This window comes from Bradyrhizobium elkanii USDA 76 (genome assembly GCF_023278185.1).
In the GTDB taxonomy this organism is placed as follows: Bacteria; Pseudomonadota; Alphaproteobacteria; order Rhizobiales; family Xanthobacteraceae; genus Bradyrhizobium; species Bradyrhizobium elkanii.
Genome location: NZ_CP066356.1, coordinates 3,292,017 through 3,307,780, shown reverse-complemented (window position 1 = coordinate 3,307,780; position 15,764 = coordinate 3,292,017). Strand labels below are relative to the sequence as shown.

The 15,764-nt window shown below is 61.5% G+C and carries 15 protein-coding genes, 1 tRNA gene and 2 pseudogenes; 3 read left to right on the top strand and 15 right to left on the bottom strand.

Annotation, left to right across the window (positions count from 1 at the left end):
* Nucleotides 1-8: 8 nt before the first annotated feature.
* Entirely contained in the window at nt 9-1,019 is a 1,011-nt protein-coding gene (locus JEY66_RS15830) for a PAS domain S-box protein (RefSeq protein ID WP_244620824.1), read from the bottom strand.
* A gap of 162 nt (nt 1,020-1,181) precedes the next feature.
* Here JEY66_RS15830 and JEY66_RS15825 point away from each other — a divergent pair.
* Nucleotides 1,182-1,334 (top strand): annotated as a pseudogene (locus tag JEY66_RS15825) (transposase); the annotation flags it as partial.
* Here the strand turns inward: JEY66_RS15825 and JEY66_RS15820 are convergent.
* Both JEY66_RS15820 and JEY66_RS15815 read right to left on the bottom strand, forming a co-directional pair.
* Nucleotides 1,335-1,417, bottom strand: a tRNA-OTHER gene (locus tag JEY66_RS15820).
* A 75-nt stretch (nt 1,418-1,492) separates the two neighbouring features.
* On the bottom strand, nt 1,493-1,696 hold the full coding sequence (locus JEY66_RS15815; RefSeq protein WP_016843872.1) for a hypothetical protein: 204 nt from the start codon (nt 1,694-1,696) through the stop codon (nt 1,493-1,495).
* Nucleotides 1,697-2,529: 833 nt separating this feature from the next.
* Between JEY66_RS15815 and JEY66_RS15810 the strand changes: the two genes are divergently transcribed.
* Nucleotides 2,530-3,624 carry an amidohydrolase family protein gene (locus tag JEY66_RS15810; RefSeq protein ID WP_016843869.1) on the top strand — a complete coding sequence of 365 codons (1,095 nt, stop codon included), beginning with the start codon at nt 2,530-2,532 and terminating at the stop codon, nt 3,622-3,624.
* 63 nt (nt 3,625-3,687) lie between these two features.
* Here the strand turns inward: JEY66_RS15810 and JEY66_RS15805 are convergent, their stop codons facing one another.
* From JEY66_RS15805 to JEY66_RS15775, 7 genes and pseudogenes are all read right to left on the bottom strand, one after another.
* Entirely contained in the window at nt 3,688-3,969 is a 282-nt protein-coding gene (locus JEY66_RS15805) for a hypothetical protein (RefSeq protein WP_016843868.1), read from the bottom strand.
* A 119-nt stretch (nt 3,970-4,088) separates the two neighbouring features.
* Nucleotides 4,089-4,826, bottom strand: a complete 738-nt coding sequence (locus JEY66_RS15800; RefSeq protein WP_016843867.1) for a Crp/Fnr family transcriptional regulator — start codon at nt 4,824-4,826, stop codon at nt 4,089-4,091.
* A 275-nt stretch (nt 4,827-5,101) separates the two neighbouring features.
* Entirely contained in the window at nt 5,102-5,941 is an 840-nt protein-coding gene (locus JEY66_RS15795; protein ID WP_016843866.1) for a phosphodiesterase, read from the bottom strand.
* A gap of 3 nt (nt 5,942-5,944) precedes the next feature.
* Nucleotides 5,945-7,009 carry an ABC transporter ATP-binding protein gene (locus tag JEY66_RS15790; protein ID WP_018272802.1) on the bottom strand — a complete coding sequence of 355 codons (1,065 nt, stop codon included), beginning with the start codon at nt 7,007-7,009 and terminating at the stop codon, nt 5,945-5,947.
* The gene (locus JEY66_RS15785) at nt 7,006-7,791 is read right to left on the bottom strand and encodes an ABC transporter permease (protein ID WP_018272803.1); all 786 of its coding nucleotides are present in this window, start codon (nt 7,789-7,791) and stop codon (nt 7,006-7,008) included. The genes JEY66_RS15790 and JEY66_RS15785 overlap by 4 nt, the downstream gene beginning before the upstream one ends.
* A gap of 4 nt (nt 7,792-7,795) precedes the next feature.
* Complete coding sequence (locus JEY66_RS15780) at nt 7,796-8,611, bottom strand: ABC transporter permease (protein ID WP_018272804.1); 816 nt, start codon at nt 8,609-8,611, stop codon at nt 7,796-7,798.
* 38 nt (nt 8,612-8,649) lie between these two features.
* A pseudogene (locus JEY66_RS15775) lies at nt 8,650-9,395 on the bottom strand (extracellular solute-binding protein).
* A 453-nt stretch (nt 9,396-9,848) separates the two neighbouring features.
* Between JEY66_RS15775 and JEY66_RS15770 the strand changes: the two are divergent.
* Nucleotides 9,849-11,000, top strand: coding sequence for a zinc-dependent alcohol dehydrogenase (locus tag JEY66_RS15770; RefSeq protein WP_016843861.1), 1,152 nt, complete (start codon nt 9,849-9,851; stop codon nt 10,998-11,000).
* Between the two features lie 36 nt (nt 11,001-11,036).
* Here the strand turns inward: JEY66_RS15770 and JEY66_RS15765 are convergent, their stop codons facing one another.
* Genes JEY66_RS15765 through JEY66_RS15745 form a run of 5 tightly spaced genes read right to left on the bottom strand, consistent with a single transcriptional unit; the run spans nt 11,037 to nt 15,699 of the window.
* Nucleotides 11,037-11,741 (bottom strand): ABC transporter ATP-binding protein, encoded by a 705-nt coding sequence (locus tag JEY66_RS15765; RefSeq protein WP_016843860.1) that lies wholly within the window; start codon nt 11,739-11,741, stop codon nt 11,037-11,039.
* Nucleotides 11,742-11,744: 3 nt separating this feature from the next.
* Nucleotides 11,745-12,515, bottom strand: coding sequence for an ABC transporter ATP-binding protein (locus JEY66_RS15760; protein ID WP_016843859.1), 771 nt, complete (start codon nt 12,513-12,515; stop codon nt 11,745-11,747).
* On the bottom strand, nt 12,512-13,498 hold the full coding sequence (locus JEY66_RS15755; protein ID WP_018272805.1) for a branched-chain amino acid ABC transporter permease: 987 nt from the start codon (nt 13,496-13,498) through the stop codon (nt 12,512-12,514). The genes JEY66_RS15760 and JEY66_RS15755 overlap by 4 nt, the downstream gene beginning before the upstream one ends.
* A 9-nt stretch (nt 13,499-13,507) precedes the next feature.
* Complete coding sequence (locus JEY66_RS15750) at nt 13,508-14,392, bottom strand: branched-chain amino acid ABC transporter permease (protein ID WP_041482684.1); 885 nt, start codon at nt 14,390-14,392, stop codon at nt 13,508-13,510.
* Nucleotides 14,393-14,445: 53 nt separating this feature from the next.
* A complete protein-coding gene (locus JEY66_RS15745) occupies nt 14,446-15,699 on the bottom strand; it encodes an ABC transporter substrate-binding protein (protein ID WP_018272807.1) in 1,254 nt (417 codons plus the stop codon).
* Nucleotides 15,700-15,764: the final 65 nt, after the last annotated feature.

Below are 15,764 nucleotides of genomic sequence, written 5' to 3'. Positions count from 1 at the left end.
TTGGCATCTCACGTCGGAACGGCGATTTCGCAAACCAGCCCTTCCGCGCGCCAGTCAAAGAGCACCTTCCCGCCAAGTGGATTGATCGTCCCTTCGATGAGCCGACTACCAAATCCCTTGCGTTGGGGCGCCTTTACCCTCGGTCCGCCCAGTTCGGTCCAGCGGAGCACCAGCTGCCCATCCTCGGCGCGCGACCAGGCCAATTCTATCCGGCCTCTTGTGTTGGATAGCGCTCCATACTTGATAGCATTGGTTGCTAACTCATGCAGGACAACAGCAATCGCCTGCGCAGCGATGGGTTCTAACACCGTCTGCAGCCCCTCCATCACAATCCGCTTCTGGTGACCCTCTTCGAGGTAAGGGGCAAACTCCTGCTTGGCGATCGCCGAGACTTCGGCTCCTATCCACCGCGTTTCAACAAACAGCGAGTGAACATTTGCCATCGCTTGGATGCGCCCGCTGATCACTTCCTTGAGGCCCTCGGAGGTGTCGGACTGAGAAAGGTTGATAATTGCCTGTACGTTAGAAAGGATGTTCTTGCTTCGATGCTCCGCCTCGCGAGCCAGAATGCTAATCTGCTCCTGAGTTCGCTTCTGCTGGGTAATATCTCTAGCAATTTTTGATGCGCCGACGATGTTGCCGTGGGCGTCTTTGACAGGAGAAACAGTTAGCGAAACGATGATTGAGCTACCATCCCGACGTCGCCGGACCGTCTCGAAATGGTCGATGCGCTCACCTCGTCGGATGCGGGTTAAAATCTCCCGTTCTTCGCTGAGCCGGTCTTGTGGAATCACGAGTGTAATGGGCTGACCAATAGCCTCCGTGGCCGAGTAACCGAAAATGCGCTCGGCCGCCTTGTTCCAACTCGTAACAATGCCATCTAGATTCTTGCTCACAATAGCATCGTCGCTGGACTCGACGATGGAGGCCAGAAGATTGGCCAATCGCTCGGCGCGCTCCAGAGCCCGCTCGCTGGCCAACGGCTTGAGTTGAAATCCCGACTCGTTTTTAGGCCCCAATGGCCGCTCCCCGAAACTCAGATGCTGCACCGCCGTTGGTGCCCAATCATAACATCAAACGCAAAGAGCTGCGATGTTTCAAGCTGGGTCAAAAGTCGCCCTTGGCGGTCAGACCGGGCGACTTCCGCTTTATGACCGCAAGCCAACGTTTATGAGTACACATACGCGTCGGCTCTCGGTAAAACGGCAAATTGCCAAACGCTGGTGTCTTTAACGCTTGCGCGCGGCGAAGTGCCAGTGATGGTCGCGTTACGTCTCTTTCTGCCAGACAGTTGGACAAGCGACGTATCTCGTATGAAGCGCGCTCGCATGCCAGGGAGGCGGGAGGGATCGAACCTCCGAATGGCGGAATCAGAATCCGCCGCGGTCAACGCCGTTCTAGACTTGCAGGCGCCTCCGATTGGATTCCCGCCCTCGGACCTCAGGGGGCAATCTGATAGCCAGCTTAGTTTAGTGACGTCTTCTGAAGATAATCAGTTTTTGGTCTGATTCTGGCTCTGCAGAATGTGTATTTCGGCGCGCGCCAAGTGGCGACGAAGTGCGGCAATTGCTTGAAGATTCACCTCGAAGGCGACGGGGCCCATCTCCTTGGTCTCCAGTCGAATGGCAGCATGTCCGTCGGAACGCAACATCGTCTCCGAACCAGTCACATTCAGGATCACAAGGTTTCGGTCCATTTTCCCTCCCATCGAACCCGTCTCCTCACGAGGACGCTTCCTCGTTGCCTAGACGAGGCAGTGCTACCGTCGGCTTGGCTTCGGCGTAAGCAGACTCTATTTCACCTCGCTTCTTTCATTTTAGCATGAAATCGCCGTTCCGTTCCGCCAACAGATTACGCGGCTCCGCCGCACAGCGCTGGATCGCGTCGGCTCTTGAGAAAATCCCGCTATTCGTCGTTAACAGGAAATTCGTCTTAATTGATCGGCATCTACACCGCGTTGGGCAGCTAGTAAATGCGGTGAAAGCGCAAGGCTAGTGGATCATGAACAAGCGGATGGGGACGGACGGCGGTCTGTCGCGGTTTCAGCCCGACGGGGAATTGACGATTTGGGGGCAGCAGCCGGGCTTTGATGTCCGGCATCGGCGCGAAATCGCGAAAGGGCTGAGTGGCCTTTGATCCAGCGAGATTGCTGGCGGCGCTAATCCGCTCAAATAGCGCTCGCGAAAGTGGCGACAGTGGTCAATGCCTTCACTTGCATACTGAACCGTGCGGTCGTGATATTGGCGTTTGTCGTGTTCGCGGCCTGATCAAAGTCGAGCGAGGGTGACGCATTGCCGATCTGACTGAATGCTATCCAGTACACGGCGACTTGCCCGCAAACAGCCCGATGGCATGCGCAGGCGAATTGCGGACGAAGCGCCGAAATGGCGCGAGATCATCGCAAAGGCGGAGATCAAGGCGGTCTGAGCAGATCAACATTGCGCGACACGCACAGCGTGTGATCTTGCGAGCACTAGCCAGCATCCGTAGGCTCCCTGTCCATAACAAAACACCAGGGAGGCGATCGTCATGACCACAAGGCGGGATTTCCTGAAAGCGGGAGCAACGGCGACGGCAGGCATCGTGTTCTGCGGCTGCGGGCTCGTCCACAACGCGAATGCGCAGCAATCGCGCCAGCAGTTGCCAATCACGATCAACGGCAAACGTGTCAAGACGATCGATATTCACGCGCATTGCCATTTCCGCGAGGCCGGAGCCCTGCTCGGCGCCGACGCCGGAAAGCTGCAACTGCCGCCGGTCAACGGCGCCAGCGAGGCCTTCATCGAGATCGACAAGCGGCTGGCTGCGATGGACGCGCAGGCCGTCGACATGGAGGTGCTTTCGATCAATCCGTTCTGGTACGACCGCGATCGCGACCTTGCCGCGCAGATCGTGAAAATCCAGAATGAAAAGCTCGCCGAACTTTGTGCCTCGAAGCCCGACCGGTTCGCGGCTTTCGCCTCGCTGACGCTGCAGGCACCGGACCTTGCGGTGCAGGAGCTGGAGACCGCGGTGAAGAAGCAGGGGCTGAAGGGCGCGGCGATCGGCGGTGTCGTCGATGGCGCCGAATTCTCAAATCCGAAGTTTCATCCAATATGGGCCAAGGCCGAGGAACTCGGCGTCCCCCTGTTCATCCATCCGCAGGGCGTGCCCGAGCTCAACAAGCGGCTCTCCGGCAATGGGTGGCTTGGCAACACGATCGGCAATCCGCTCGAGACGACGATCGCACTCTCCCATTTGATCTTCGAGGGCACGCTCGATCGCTTCCCGGGACTGAGAATCATCGCCGCACATGGCGGCGGTTATCTCGGCTCATACGCCGACCGCTCGGACCATGCCTGTCTGGTTGGACCCAAGGGATGCAATCCGGAGATCAAGCTCCAGAAAGCGCCGGCGGAGTATCTCAAGCAGATTTACTTCGACTCTCTGATCTTCACGCCTGAGGCGATCAGGCACCTCGCCGCCCAGGTTGGCGCCGGCCAGATCGTGCTGGGAAGCGACTATCCCTATCCATGGCAACTGGCACCGGTCGACCACATCTTCGCCTCGTCGTCGCTGAGCGACGATGACAAGGCCAATATTCTCGGGCGGACCGCAGCAAAGCTGCTTGGAGTAGCCGCGTGAGGACGGCTGCTGCTGGACAGGGGGCTGTCGTCGCGCCTTGCCGCGCGACGACGGCATCAACGATCAGTAGGCCTTCACCGTTCGGATCTCGCTGCCCGGCCGAACCGTTGGTGCCACCTGCGCGATATTGGGTATCGGATCAGTGTAGACGGCATCGGTTCCGACGAACTCCGCTTGCGCCGCGTCCGATATCCATCTGACCGGCGCCGGATGACTGACCAGCATCCCGATCAAGGCAACGACGACGAGCAGCGGCAACGCGACAAGCTTGATGCTGAAGCTCTGGTAATTATGCTGTGGGTCCTGCCGCCGCTTGTCGAAAGAGCTGTGCATGGATTCCTCCATATGTGCTCCCCTGACGCGTCACTTACCGCAGCGCACGCAAGGCCGATGTGAATGGCTTCACAGGCGTTCTTCAGCTCACCGTTTCGTGAGATGCGCGACCGACCGGGCAGCCGGCGCGACTACTCGCCGTCGTTCGCCCCGGCGTCGACCAGTTCCTGGAGCGTCTCGGGCTTCAGCACGACGATCGCGCCATGCTCGAGCCTGACCCAGCCGCGTATCGCCCACGCGCGGAGCTGCTTGTTGATGCTCTCGCGCGTCATCCCGACCATCTCGCTGATCTCCTGCTGGGTGATCGAGATGGCGCGCCCCTGCGGCTTGTGCTTGTCGCTCAGGCGCAGCAGCGCGCTGGCCAGACGGCCGGGCAGGTTCTGCAGGATAACCTGCTCGACCTGATCGCTGGTCCGGCGCAGTCTTTCGCAAAGCAGCTCGATGAACTTCATCGCAAGCGTCGGCTGGCTGCGCACGAACGGAATGAACTCGCGCCGGTCAATGACGAACAGCTCGCAATTGGTGTTGGCGGTGGCATCGGCCGTCCGCGACAAGCCGTCGAGCAGCGCGATCTCCCCGAATATCTCGCCGGCCTCGATCAGGTTCAAAATCGCGTTGCGACCATCCGGCGACGAGATGCTGATCTTGACCGTGCCCGAGATCACCGCAATCAGGCTGGTGCCGGGATCGCCCTTGGAAAAGATCGTCGTCCCACGCTTCAGCGTGATGTGCTTGGCGTAGCGGCAGAGCTGATCGAATGCCTCGGGCTCGAGATCGGCAAAATAGGGATGCTTGCGCAACACCGACAGCTTGTTGTTCGAAAACAACGGCGCGCCGGCAGTTCGTTCTATGGGCGGCGCTCCGGTCATCGTTTTCCAGACTGATTGTGTTGCGTTCAATCGGCCGGGCGCCGACAATGCCATCGATCAATGAAAGCAGCAGAAGTATAGCCCCACGGGGCCCCTACAGCAACAAAAGGTCCGAGCCGGCGCATTGGGATGGAGGGCATCCAAGGTACAATTTGGAATAAATCTGCGCCGATGCAACGCTCAATTGCAGCCTGTGGGCTGCCCTTGATCTGACATGCCCGGCCGACAATCTCGCCTGTCAAAATCCCGTCTGTGCGAAGGGTCAACGCGCCAACTCACAGCAGCTTGCCGTCTGGCCCAAAGAACGGATGCGGCCCGTCAAACTGACCGATCGGGACCTGATGCGTGACCAATTGTCCAAAATCCGGCCCGCCAAACCACGTGTGCAGGTGAAATGCCGGCGGTTCCACCTTGAACGATGGTTCGCGGAGCTGTCCAAGGTCCAGGTCGACCGCATGGTTCGGCGCGGGGCACAATGTCACGGGAATCCCGGCAAAGGAGGTCAGCATGGCACGATGGACGTGCCCGCAGCCGATCAAACGCACCCGCGGGTGACGCCTGACGATTGCAGCCAGTTCTGCGGCGTTGAAAAGGTCCTGGCGGTCCATGTGCCAGATGCCGCCCTTGAACGGCGGGTGATGCAGGAAAAGCAGCGCGGGCCGGTCGAGCGCTGCCGCCAGCGTCGCGTCCAGCCATTGCAGCGTCGACGGTTCGAGCATGCCATGGGGCTTTCCGGCAACGCTTGAATCAAGCAGCAGCAAATCGAGGCCATTCACCTCGATCCGCTGATCGAGCGGGCCTGTCGCGTGAGCATAGGGTGCGCCCGGAAACGCGCCGCGCATCCACGCACGCGAGTCGTGATTGCCGGGAATTCCGGCAAACGGAACGCGCAGCGGGGCGAGCAGTCGCTTGAGATAGTCGTATTCCTCGACCGACGGCGTATCGACAAGGTCGCCCGAGATGACGACGAAATCGGGCGCCGGCTCGAATGCGCTGAGCGCGGCCACGCAGCGTTCAAGCGCCTTCGCGGTATCGACCCGGCCATAGGCCAACGCTCCCGGCGGCTTGATGTGGAGGTCGGAAATCTGGGCGATGAGGACCGGTTTCGACGGCATCGATCAATCTCGTGGTTCGGAGGGGAGCAGACGGACAGCGTCGGGCGCAATCGAAAGCCCGACACGATCGCCGATCCTGGCTTGAATCGTGTTGGGAGCGTCGACATTGAGCGGCTTGCTCGATGCACCGCTCACGACGAGCCGCTGTCGGTCGCCGATGAAGCTGACGGAATCGACGATTCCCGAGAGCAAACCCGCGCCCGCCTCCGTCACGCGAATGGTTTCGGGGCGGATCATGACGGTCGCGTTCGCGGTCGTCGCTGCACCCTCGATCGGCAGTCGCCCGCCGGGCAGGATCAACACGCCGTTCTCGACCGGAGCCTCGACAATGTTCGCCGCTCCGATGAACTCCGCCACAAACCGTTCCTTCGGCGCGAAGTAGACCTCGCGCGGCGTGCCGATCTGGGCGATTGCGCCTTTCCGCATCACGACGATCCGGTCGCCCAATTCCATGGCTTCGGCCTGATCATGGGTGACATAGATCGTCGTGATCCCAAGTGCGCGCAACAGCCGGTTGAGCTCGCTGCGCAGCCGGTCCCGCAACGCGGCGTCGAGCGCGGTCAAGGGCTCGTCGAGCAGCAAGATGCCGGGCCGGATCGCGACGGCGCGCGCCAGTGCGACGCGCTGACGCTGGCCGCCCGAAAGCTGGTCGATGCGGCGATTCTCCAATCCCGTGATGTTCATCAGCGCAACCAGTTCGGCGACGCGTGCGGCGCGCTCGCCCCTCGCAACACCGCGGATCTTCAGCCCGTAGGCGATATTGTCCGCCACCGACATGTTGGGGAACAGGGCGTAGGACTGGAACACCATCCCGACATTGCGCCGTTCGATCGGGACCGAAGTCATGTCCTTGCCGTCGAACAGGACCTTGCCGCCGACATCCGGCAGCTCGAGGCCTGCGATGATGCGCAGCATCGTGGTCTTGCCGCAGCCGGACGGCCCAAGCAGCACCAGCGTCTCGCCGCGCGCAATGTCGAGGGTTGCGGGATCGAGCGCGCGCGTGCCGTCGGCAAAGGTCTTGCCGCAGGCCTCGATCCGCACCGCTGCGCCGTGCCCGGCCGTACTCATCGCTTGTGATCCCTGTCGGCCAGCAGCTGCATCGCGACCAGCAGCGGAATGATCATCACGAAGAAGATCAGCGTATAGGCCGACGCCACTTCGAGCCGCATCGAGGCGTAGCTGTCGGCGAGCCCGATCGGCAGTGTCTTGGTCAACGGCGTATGCAGCATCCAGGTCAGGTTGAATTCACCGAGCGACAGCGTGACCACCATCAGCGCGCCGGCGAGAATTCCGGGCAGTGCGTTCGGCACGATGACGTCGCGGAAGCGCCGCCATGACGACGCTCCGAGCGAGGCCGCCCCCTCATCCAGCGTCTTGATGTCCACGGTCGCGAACACCGCCATGACCGACCGCACCATGAACGGCATGGTGAAGATCACATGGCCGACCAGGATGAACAGCCAGGAGCGGCGAAAGTCGCCGAAGCTGCCATAGGCGAGCAGCAGTGCAAGCGCAATCGCAAGCCCGGGGATCGCCAAAGGCAACGTAATGACCTCCTCGACGATGCGCGCAAGCCGGCCTCCCCGCGCATGCAGCGCATAGGCTGCGGGAACACCGGCGAGCAGCGTGACGGCAAGGGTCGCGAATGCGATCACGAAGGAGAGCAGGATGGTGCCGGCATAGAGCTCCCATACCTGCGCGACCCATTGCAGCGTCACGCCGGACTGGATGCCCCGGAAGTAATTGACGGTCACGCCGGCGGAGATCGACAGCCCTGCGGGAACCACCAGGAAGCCGGCAACGAGCAGCGTGAAGATGAACTGGCCGGCGAAGATCAAGCCATTGCGCATGCGTTCACCCGGCCGCCGCGACCGCGCTGCCGCTGAACGAGCGGGCGAGCGCGAGGATGAGCCAGGTGATCAGGCCAAGTCCCACCGACAGCGCGGCCGAGGTCGCGAAATTGGCGGCCAGCGTGAACTCGGTATAGATCAGCATCGGCAGCACGTCGATATTCGTCGCCAGCGTAAACGCAGTCCCGAAGGCCCCCATCGCGGTCGCAAATGCGATCGCGCCGGACGCAACGAAGGCCGGCGCCAGCGCGGGCAGCACGACGTCACGCTGCACCGCCCAGGGGCTGGCGCCGAGCGAACGCGCGGCTTCCTCCAGACCGACATCGAGCTTTTGCACGGCCGCCATGATGGTGAGGATCACGCGCGGGATCGAGAAGTAGAGATAGCCGAGGAACAACCCGTAGATCGAATAGGCGAAGACGAACTTCTCTCCGAAGATCCGGTTCGACAGATCGCCGATCAGCCCCTGCCGCCCGGCCAGCAGAATGATCATGAAGCCGACCACCACGCCGGGAAACGCCAGCGGAAAGGTCAGCATCGCGATCAGCACGGCCCGCCCGGGAAAGCGGTGCCGCTGCAGAAACATTCCGGCTATCGTCGCCACAATCAGCGTGACGACCGTCGTTGCCGCAGCGAGGAGCACGGTATTGATCAGCGTCGCGCGATAACGAGCTTCGGTCAGGATGGCGAGATATCCGGCGAGCCCGTGCGGTCCTTCGGCACCCGCGACCACCAGCCGCGCCATCGGCAGCAGGAAGAATGCCGTGGTCACGACCGCGAGCGGCAGCAGGCAGAGCCAAACGAAGGATTTTTGCGACATCGGAAGAATGGTGCCCCGGCGAAGGGCACCATATTGCCTCAGCGAACCTCGGCGAGATAGCGGTCGACGAAGGCTTTTTGCACGTTTTCCATCTCGCCCCAGTCGACGCTCTTGGCGCGGGCATAGTCGCCGTCGGGGAGGAATTTCCCCTTCACGGAAGCCGGCAGCTCGATCGGGCGGGCCGGACGCAGATAGGCATTGGTCCAGATCGCCTGCCCCTTGTCGGACAAGAGATAGTCCATCACCTTCTTGGCCTTCTCCTTGTCGGGCGCGTTCTTCACGAGGCCAACGACATAGGGAAACACCACCGATCCCTCGCAGGGAATCACAAACTCGAAGTTGCCCTTCTCCGAGTACTTCGCGCGGTAGGCATTGAAGTCGTAATCGAACAGGATCGGCATCTCACCGGAGACGACGCGGGATATGACGTCTGCTTGGGTACAATCGGGTCGTTCTTGCGCAGCTCCTTGAAGAAGCTGATCGCCGGATCGAAATTGCCTGGCGAGCCGCCGAGCGCCAGATTGACGGCGACCGCGCCGACATAGCCGACCGCCGCCGACGACGGGTCGAGATAGCCGACCATCCCCTTGTAGTCGGGTTTCAGGAGATCCTTCCAGCAGGCAGGCACCGGCTTGCCGCCGAGCGCATCCTTGTTCACGAACAGGCCGAGCGTGCCGGAGTGGATCGTGGTCCAGTAGCCATCCGCGTCCTTGAGGCCGGCCGGGACCTGATCCCAATGCGCCGGCTTGTAGGGCTCGAGCGCATCCTGGGCCTTGGCCTTCATGCCGAAGGTCACGCCGAAATAGCCAATATCACCGACCGGATTGCTCTTCTCGGCCAGTATCTGGGCTAGCGCCTGGCCGGAATTCTTGTTGTCGTGCGGGATATCGTAGTTGAGATCCGCCTTGATCGCCTTCAGCATCGACGCCCAATCCGCCCATTCCGGCGGACAATTGTAGCAGATCACGTCGGCCGCCCTGGCTGATTGCCACGGCGCGATCAGCATTAGCGCCAGCAACGCAAGGACAAGGCGGACGGTCTTCATGGGAGGCTCCGATCTGGGAGAGGATGCAATGAGGATTTCAACATCAACCGGGCGACCAAGTATAGGCCGCGTATGAATGTTTTGCGACGCGCTTGCTGCCGTGCAGCAAATGCAACGGCTCCGATGCCGACTATCGGGTGCTCGCGGCAACCACTGGTTTCGCGCTAGGCTGCCGGCCAGAAGAGGAAGCCCATGTACCAGCCGCCCGGCGTCAAGACATCGCCCGATCTTCCCGTCCCAGACCTGATGACAGCCTGGGTCCTTGGTGACCCCGATCAGCTCCTGCTTCGCGAAAAGCCGACGCCGGTCCCGTCGCGTGCCGAGGTGCTGGTGCGCATCGACGCGGTTGCGATCTGCGCCACCGATCTCGAAATTATCCATGCCGGGTCGCCAGCAAGCATTCAGGGCGGCCTGCCCTTCAACAAGAACTTTACGCCGGGCCACGAGTACATGGGCACGGTCGCCGCGCTCGGGCCTGAAGTCGACGAGTTCAGGATCGGCGAGCGGATCAGCGTCGAAATCCACGCCGGCTGCGGCCAATGCAAACGCTGCCGCCAGGGCATGTACACGTCATGCCTCAACTATGGAAAGCCGGAAAAGGGCCACCGCGCCAACGGCTTTACGACCGACGGCGGATTCGCGGAGTACGCAGTCAACCACATCAATACGCTGGCGCGCGTCCCGGATAGCATGAGCGACGCGGAGGCGACGCTCGTGGTGACTGCCGGGACGTCGATGTACGGCTTGACGGAATTGGGGGGATTGGTGGCGGGCGAGAGCGTCGTGGTGATCGGCCCGGGGCCGATCGGACTTCTCGCAGTTGCCGTGGCCAAGGCGCTTGGCGCAAGCCCGGTGATTCTGACCGGCACGCGCAACAAGCGGCTGGCGATCGGCCAGGAACTGGGGGCCGACCGCGTCATCAACATCAACGACGAAGACGCCGTTGCGGTCGTGAAGCAACTAACAGGGGGGATCGGCGCGGACTATGTCGTCGAATGTGCAGGCACCGAAGCGACACTCAACCAGGCCATTCACATGACCAATCGTGGCGGCAAGATCTGTCTGGCCGCCTTCCCGCACGAGGCCGCGACGCTGGACATCGCGCATCTCGTGCGAAACAACATCTACGCTTACGGGATCCGCGGCGAGGGCCGCAGCGCCACTCACCGCGCCATGGAATTGATGGCAGCGAAGCGGTTCGACGCGTCGAGGATCCACACGCATACGTTTCCGCTGGCCGACCTGCCGACGGCGCTCAGATATGCACGGGATCGCGTGGATGACGCGATCAAGGTCGTCGTCACCACTCGCAAGACCGACGCGATCGCGCGCGCCGCGGAGTAAGGTCCATTCGCGCCGGCGGGAGACCGGAAAGCCCGCTCACACCGAACAATATCGTTCCTTGATCTCGTCGTCGGCCAGCAGGGCCTGCGCCGACGCCTGGTGCACCACCGCCCCCTGATCAAGGACGTAGGCACGATCGGCGATGCCAAGCGCGAGCTCGACGTTCTGCTCGACCAACAGCACCGTCGTTCCCTGCGCCTTCATGTTGCGGAATAGCTCGAACATCTCGTCGACCAGGACCGGCATGATGCCCTCCGAAGGCTCATCCAGCATGATCAGGTCGGGCTTTGCGATCATCGCCCGCGCGATCGCCAGCATCTGCTGCTCGCCGCCGGACATCGTGACTGCCTCCTGGTCCATACGCTCGGCCAGCCGTGGGAATACTCCTGCGATCTCGTCGATCAGCTCGGCTTCCCGCTTCTTCGCCGGCGACGCCACCAGCCCGAGCCGCAAATTTTCCCGGACCGACAATCCCTGCACAATCCGCCGCTCTTCGGGAACATAGGCAAGTCCGAGCGCGAAGCGCACATGCGGCGGCCGGCTCAGCAGCTCCTCGCCCTTGAAGGTGACCGAGCCGCGCGTTCGTCCCATCAACCCCATGATCGATTTCAGCGTGGTCGTCTTGCCGGCTCCATTGCGACCGATGAGGCAGACGATCTCGCCTTTGGTCACCTCGAGCGTGACGTCCTGCAGCGCGTGACTTGCGCCGTACCAGGCATTGAGCTTGCTGATCTGCAGCATCCGTCAATGCTCCCGCTGGCCGAGATAGACCCGCTTCACCGCCTCGTTCTGCCGGACCTCCTGCGGCGTTCCTTCGGCGAGAAGTTCTCCGTGGTGCAGCACGAGGATGCGATCGCTGATCCCGAGCACCAGCTTCATCTTGTGCTCGACGAGGATGACCGTACGTTCCTTTGCGAGCTTCACGATCAGATCCATCATGGTCCGGGTTTCCTCCGGGCTCATGCCGGCCGTCGGCTCGTCCAGCAGCAGCAACCGGGGTTGGCTGGCGAGCGCCATGCCGATTTCCAGCGCCCGCTGCTCGCCATGGGCCAGCGTCTTGGCGGCACGTTCGCGAGAGTCCCACAATCCGACCAGGGCCAGCAGTTCGTCCGCTCGCTCGACCAGCTCGGTCAGGCGCGCGCGGGGACGCCAGATGTCGTATCTCGACACCAGCGCCTGCAGACCGACGCGGATGTTTTCACGGGTCGTGAGCTGCGGAAACACGCTGGTGATCTGAAAGGACTTTGCGATCCCCATATGCGCAAAGCGGTGCTGCGGCAGGCCGGTGACATCCTTGCCCTCGAATTCAACGCTGCCTTTGGTGGGCGCAAGCGCGCCGCACAGCAGATTGAAATAGGTGCTCTTACCGGCCCCGTTCGGACCAATAATGGAGGTGATCGCTCCTCTCGAAAACTCCGCCGAGATATTGTTTAGCGCGACAAACTTCCCGAACGTCTTGCCGACGCCCCTGGTGCGCAGGATGATTTCTTTGGTTTGGTCTTCCGCGGCACTCATCGCCTGCCTCGCGCGATCAGCGTGCCCCAGATGCCGGCAGGGAAGAACAGCACACATGCAATGAAAATGGCGCCAACGATCAGTTGCCAGTGAACGGTCCACACCGAGACCACATTCTCCAGGACCAGGAACACCGCGGCGCCGATCATCGGCCCGAAGAACGTCCCCATACCACCCAGCAATGCGATCATCACGACCAGGCCCGACGTCTCGTAGTGCAGGATCTCGATCGGAACGATCGACAGATGCAGCGCCTGCAACGCTCCCGCGAGACCGCAGAAGCCGCCAGACAAAACGAAGGTCAGCAATCGGGTCTTGGTGACGTCATAGCCTGACGCGCGCGCGCGCATCTCATTCTCCCGCACGGCCTCAATGACGGCGCCAAATGGCGAGGCCAGAATGCGCGACATCACGAAAAAAGCGGCAATCACGAAGGCCGCGATGACATAGTAACGGATCATCGGATTGATGAAGTCGAGCCGCACGCCGAACAGATCGATGGTGCGGACGTTGATGCCGCGGAGGCCGTTTTCGCCGCCAGTGAGGTCAACCGCTTGATAGAAGAGGTAGTAGATACATTGCGACAACGCCATCGTCACCATCGCGAAGTAGATGCCGCGGGTCCTGATCGCGAGCACGCCAATCAACGAGGCCATCAACAGGCCGCCGGCGATCCCGGCCGCGATGGCCGCATACCATGGCCAGCCAAAATGCACGATGGCGATTCCACAAAGGTAGGCACCGGTTCCGAACAGCGCCGCGTGACCAAACGACAGCAGACCGAGATAACCGAAGACGAGGTTGAAGCCGACGGCGTACAATCCATAGATCAGGATGTTCACCGCGAGGGCCGTGAACGGCATCACCAACGGGAAAATCAGGATCACCGCGGCCACAATGCTGGCGCGATGCCGCGTTGCGAATTCGTACCAACTGCCCGCCGCGGCACAGGACTGTTTGATGGATTCGGTGGCTCCGGTCATCCCTGGCTCTCAGCTCATCAATCCGGCACGGCCGAAGAAGCCCTGGGGACGAACAATCAGGACGATCGCCATCAGGGCAAAGATCGACACCTTGGCCATCTCGGGTGCAAACAGCGACGTCATGCTGACCACCACACCGACGAGGAGGCCCGCCAGTACGGCGCCACCGATCGAACCCATGCCTCCTACGACCGTCACCACGAAAGCCTCGGCGAGAATCGTGCCGCCCATCTCGGGAATGACGCCTTGAAGCGGGGCAGCCAGCAGCCCGGCAAAGCCCGCAATCGCGGTGCCTATCCCGAACACGATCAACCAGACCCGAGAAACGTTGACCCCAAGAACGCGGACGATTTGCGGATCGCGCGCGCCGGCGCGGATAATGAGTCCGAAGCTGGTTTTTTCCAGGAACAGCCAGAGCGCCAACAAGACGACGGCCGTCGCGCCGATCACGAACAGGCGGTAGAGCGGAAAATATCCGACACCGATGTTGACAGCCCCCTGCAGAAGCTCGGGCGTATCGAAGGGATAACCAGTCTTGCCGAAGGCAATGCGCACGCATTCGACCATGACGTAGCTCAGCCCGAAGGTCAGCAGTAGCGGATAATCGATGCCGCGGCCGTAAAGCGGCCGGATCAGCACGCGCTCGACGGCAAGGCCGAACAGCCCGATCAGGAGTGGTACCGCCAGCAAGCAGAGCCAGAAATTGCCGCCGATCGAAATCAGGTACAGCCCGACATAGGCGCCGACCATGTAGAACGCGCCATGGGCGAAGTTGACGACGGTCAACATCCCGAAGATCAGCGAGAGGCCGATCGCAAACAGCACGTAGATCGCGCCGAGCGCCAGCCCGGCGAATAATTGCAATGCAATCAGGTCAAAGCTCAGGCCCGCCATTTGTCCCCCTCAGCACGGTGCGCACCGCCCCGCGGTGCGCGCCGGCGCATGGCTCAACTCTTGTGGCCAAGCGCGTCGCAGCTACGCAGGTTCTTCTCGTCAGGCTCTTCGGTCGATAGAACCTCGAACACATCCGACTCGTTCTTCATGTCCTTGGACTTCGACTTGATCACGAGCACCGATTGCACCGACTGGTGATCGCATTTGCGATAGTATTGCTGCCCCTTGTAGTAGTCGTATTTCAGAGCCTCCAACGACGCGACGACCTTGTCGGTCTCCACGCTGCCCGCGCCCTTGACCGCCTCGAGCACCGTCCGAACACCGCCATAGCCGAGCGCGCCGTAGTCGGTAGGCAACTTGCCGTCATACATCTTGCGGAATGCGTCGTTGAACGCCTTGGTCGAGGCGAACTTGTCCTCGATGCCCCAGAAGAACGAGCAGCCGCCGACGACGCCTTCGAATGCCTGAGGGCCCGCCGCAACGCGACTGGCATGCGACAGCAGCGGCGCGATGATCTGGATCGATTTCTTGATACCGAAGTCGGTAGCCTGTTTCAGTGCGATTTGCTGATCCCGGCCGAAATTGCTGATGCAGAGAATATCGGGCTTCAGCGCCTGGAGACGCGGCAGCAGGGTCGAGAAATCAGTCGTCCCGAGCGGATGGCGGATGTCACCGAGATTCTCGATGTTGAATTGCTTGCCGACCTCGAGAAAGCCGCGAACCATCTCGTGACCGTAAGCATAGTCCGCTGTGAGAAACGCAACCTTCTTGCCGAATTTGGTGAAGGCGTAGCGACCGACCGCCCCTGACGTCATGTGCGGGTTCAGCGCTTCGTGGAACGTGTATTTGCTGAAATCTGCTGCCTCGTTGATGGCGTCGGACTGGCTGATCGAATTGAAGATGACGCCGCGTTCCTTGGTGACGTTGTTGATCGCGAGCTGAACCGCCGCGGACAGACTGCCGACGACGAAATTCACCTTCTCCTTCTCGACCAATTCCAGGGTCCGCGTCGCCGCCTCACCGGGATTCAGCTTGTCGTCGCGCACCACGAGCTCGGCCTTGCGGCCGTTGAGACCGCCGGCATCATTGAACTGGGCGATAGCAAGCTGACCCGCCCGCACCTGGTCCTGGGCCTCGGCGCCGTATGGACCGGTCAAAGGAACCGGGAAGCCGATCTTGATCGGCGCTTCCTGGGCCTGAAGCAGATTGATGCGAAAAGGCGAGACGGCAAGAACGGCGCCGGCGCTTGCCGTCGTCAGCAGACGACGCCGCGATATCGATCCAGCTTTGGTGACCTTCTTCGTCATGACTATTCCTCCCCAAGAACTGTCTGCGTTTTGCTTATCGTATTGTCGTTGCCCGGAACGTCTCC

Coding starts and splice junctions, on each gene's coding strand:
- JEY66_RS15815 (WP_016843872.1), bottom strand. CDS start 1,696: ATGGACCGAAACCTTGTGATCCTGAATGTGACTGGTTCGGAGACGATG.
- JEY66_RS15810 (WP_016843869.1), top strand. CDS start 2,530: ATGACCACAAGGCGGGATTTCCTGAAAGCGGGAGCAACGGCGACGGCA.
- JEY66_RS15805 (WP_016843868.1), bottom strand. CDS start 3,969: ATGGAGGAATCCATGCACAGCTCTTTCGACAAGCGGCGGCAGGACCCA.
- JEY66_RS15800 (WP_016843867.1), bottom strand. CDS start 4,826: ATGACCGGAGCGCCGCCCATAGAACGAACTGCCGGCGCGCCGTTGTTT.
- JEY66_RS15795 (WP_016843866.1), bottom strand. CDS start 5,941: ATGCCGTCGAAACCGGTCCTCATCGCCCAGATTTCCGACCTCCACATC.
- JEY66_RS15790 (WP_018272802.1), bottom strand. CDS start 7,009: ATGAGTACGGCCGGGCACGGCGCAGCGGTGCGGATCGAGGCCTGCGGC.
- JEY66_RS15785 (WP_018272803.1), bottom strand. CDS start 7,791: ATGCGCAATGGCTTGATCTTCGCCGGCCAGTTCATCTTCACGCTGCTC.
- JEY66_RS15780 (WP_018272804.1), bottom strand. CDS start 8,611: ATGTCGCAAAAATCCTTCGTTTGGCTCTGCCTGCTGCCGCTCGCGGTC.
- JEY66_RS15770 (WP_016843861.1), top strand. CDS start 9,849: ATGTACCAGCCGCCCGGCGTCAAGACATCGCCCGATCTTCCCGTCCCA.
- JEY66_RS15765 (WP_016843860.1), bottom strand. CDS start 11,741: ATGCTGCAGATCAGCAAGCTCAATGCCTGGTACGGCGCAAGTCACGCG.
- JEY66_RS15760 (WP_016843859.1), bottom strand. CDS start 12,515: ATGAGTGCCGCGGAAGACCAAACCAAAGAAATCATCCTGCGCACCAGG.
- JEY66_RS15755 (WP_018272805.1), bottom strand. CDS start 13,498: ATGACCGGAGCCACCGAATCCATCAAACAGTCCTGTGCCGCGGCGGGC.
- JEY66_RS15750 (WP_041482684.1), bottom strand. CDS start 14,392: ATGGCGGGCCTGAGCTTTGACCTGATTGCATTGCAATTATTCGCCGGG.
- JEY66_RS15745 (WP_018272807.1), bottom strand. CDS start 15,699: ATGACGAAGAAGGTCACCAAAGCTGGATCGATATCGCGGCGTCGTCTG.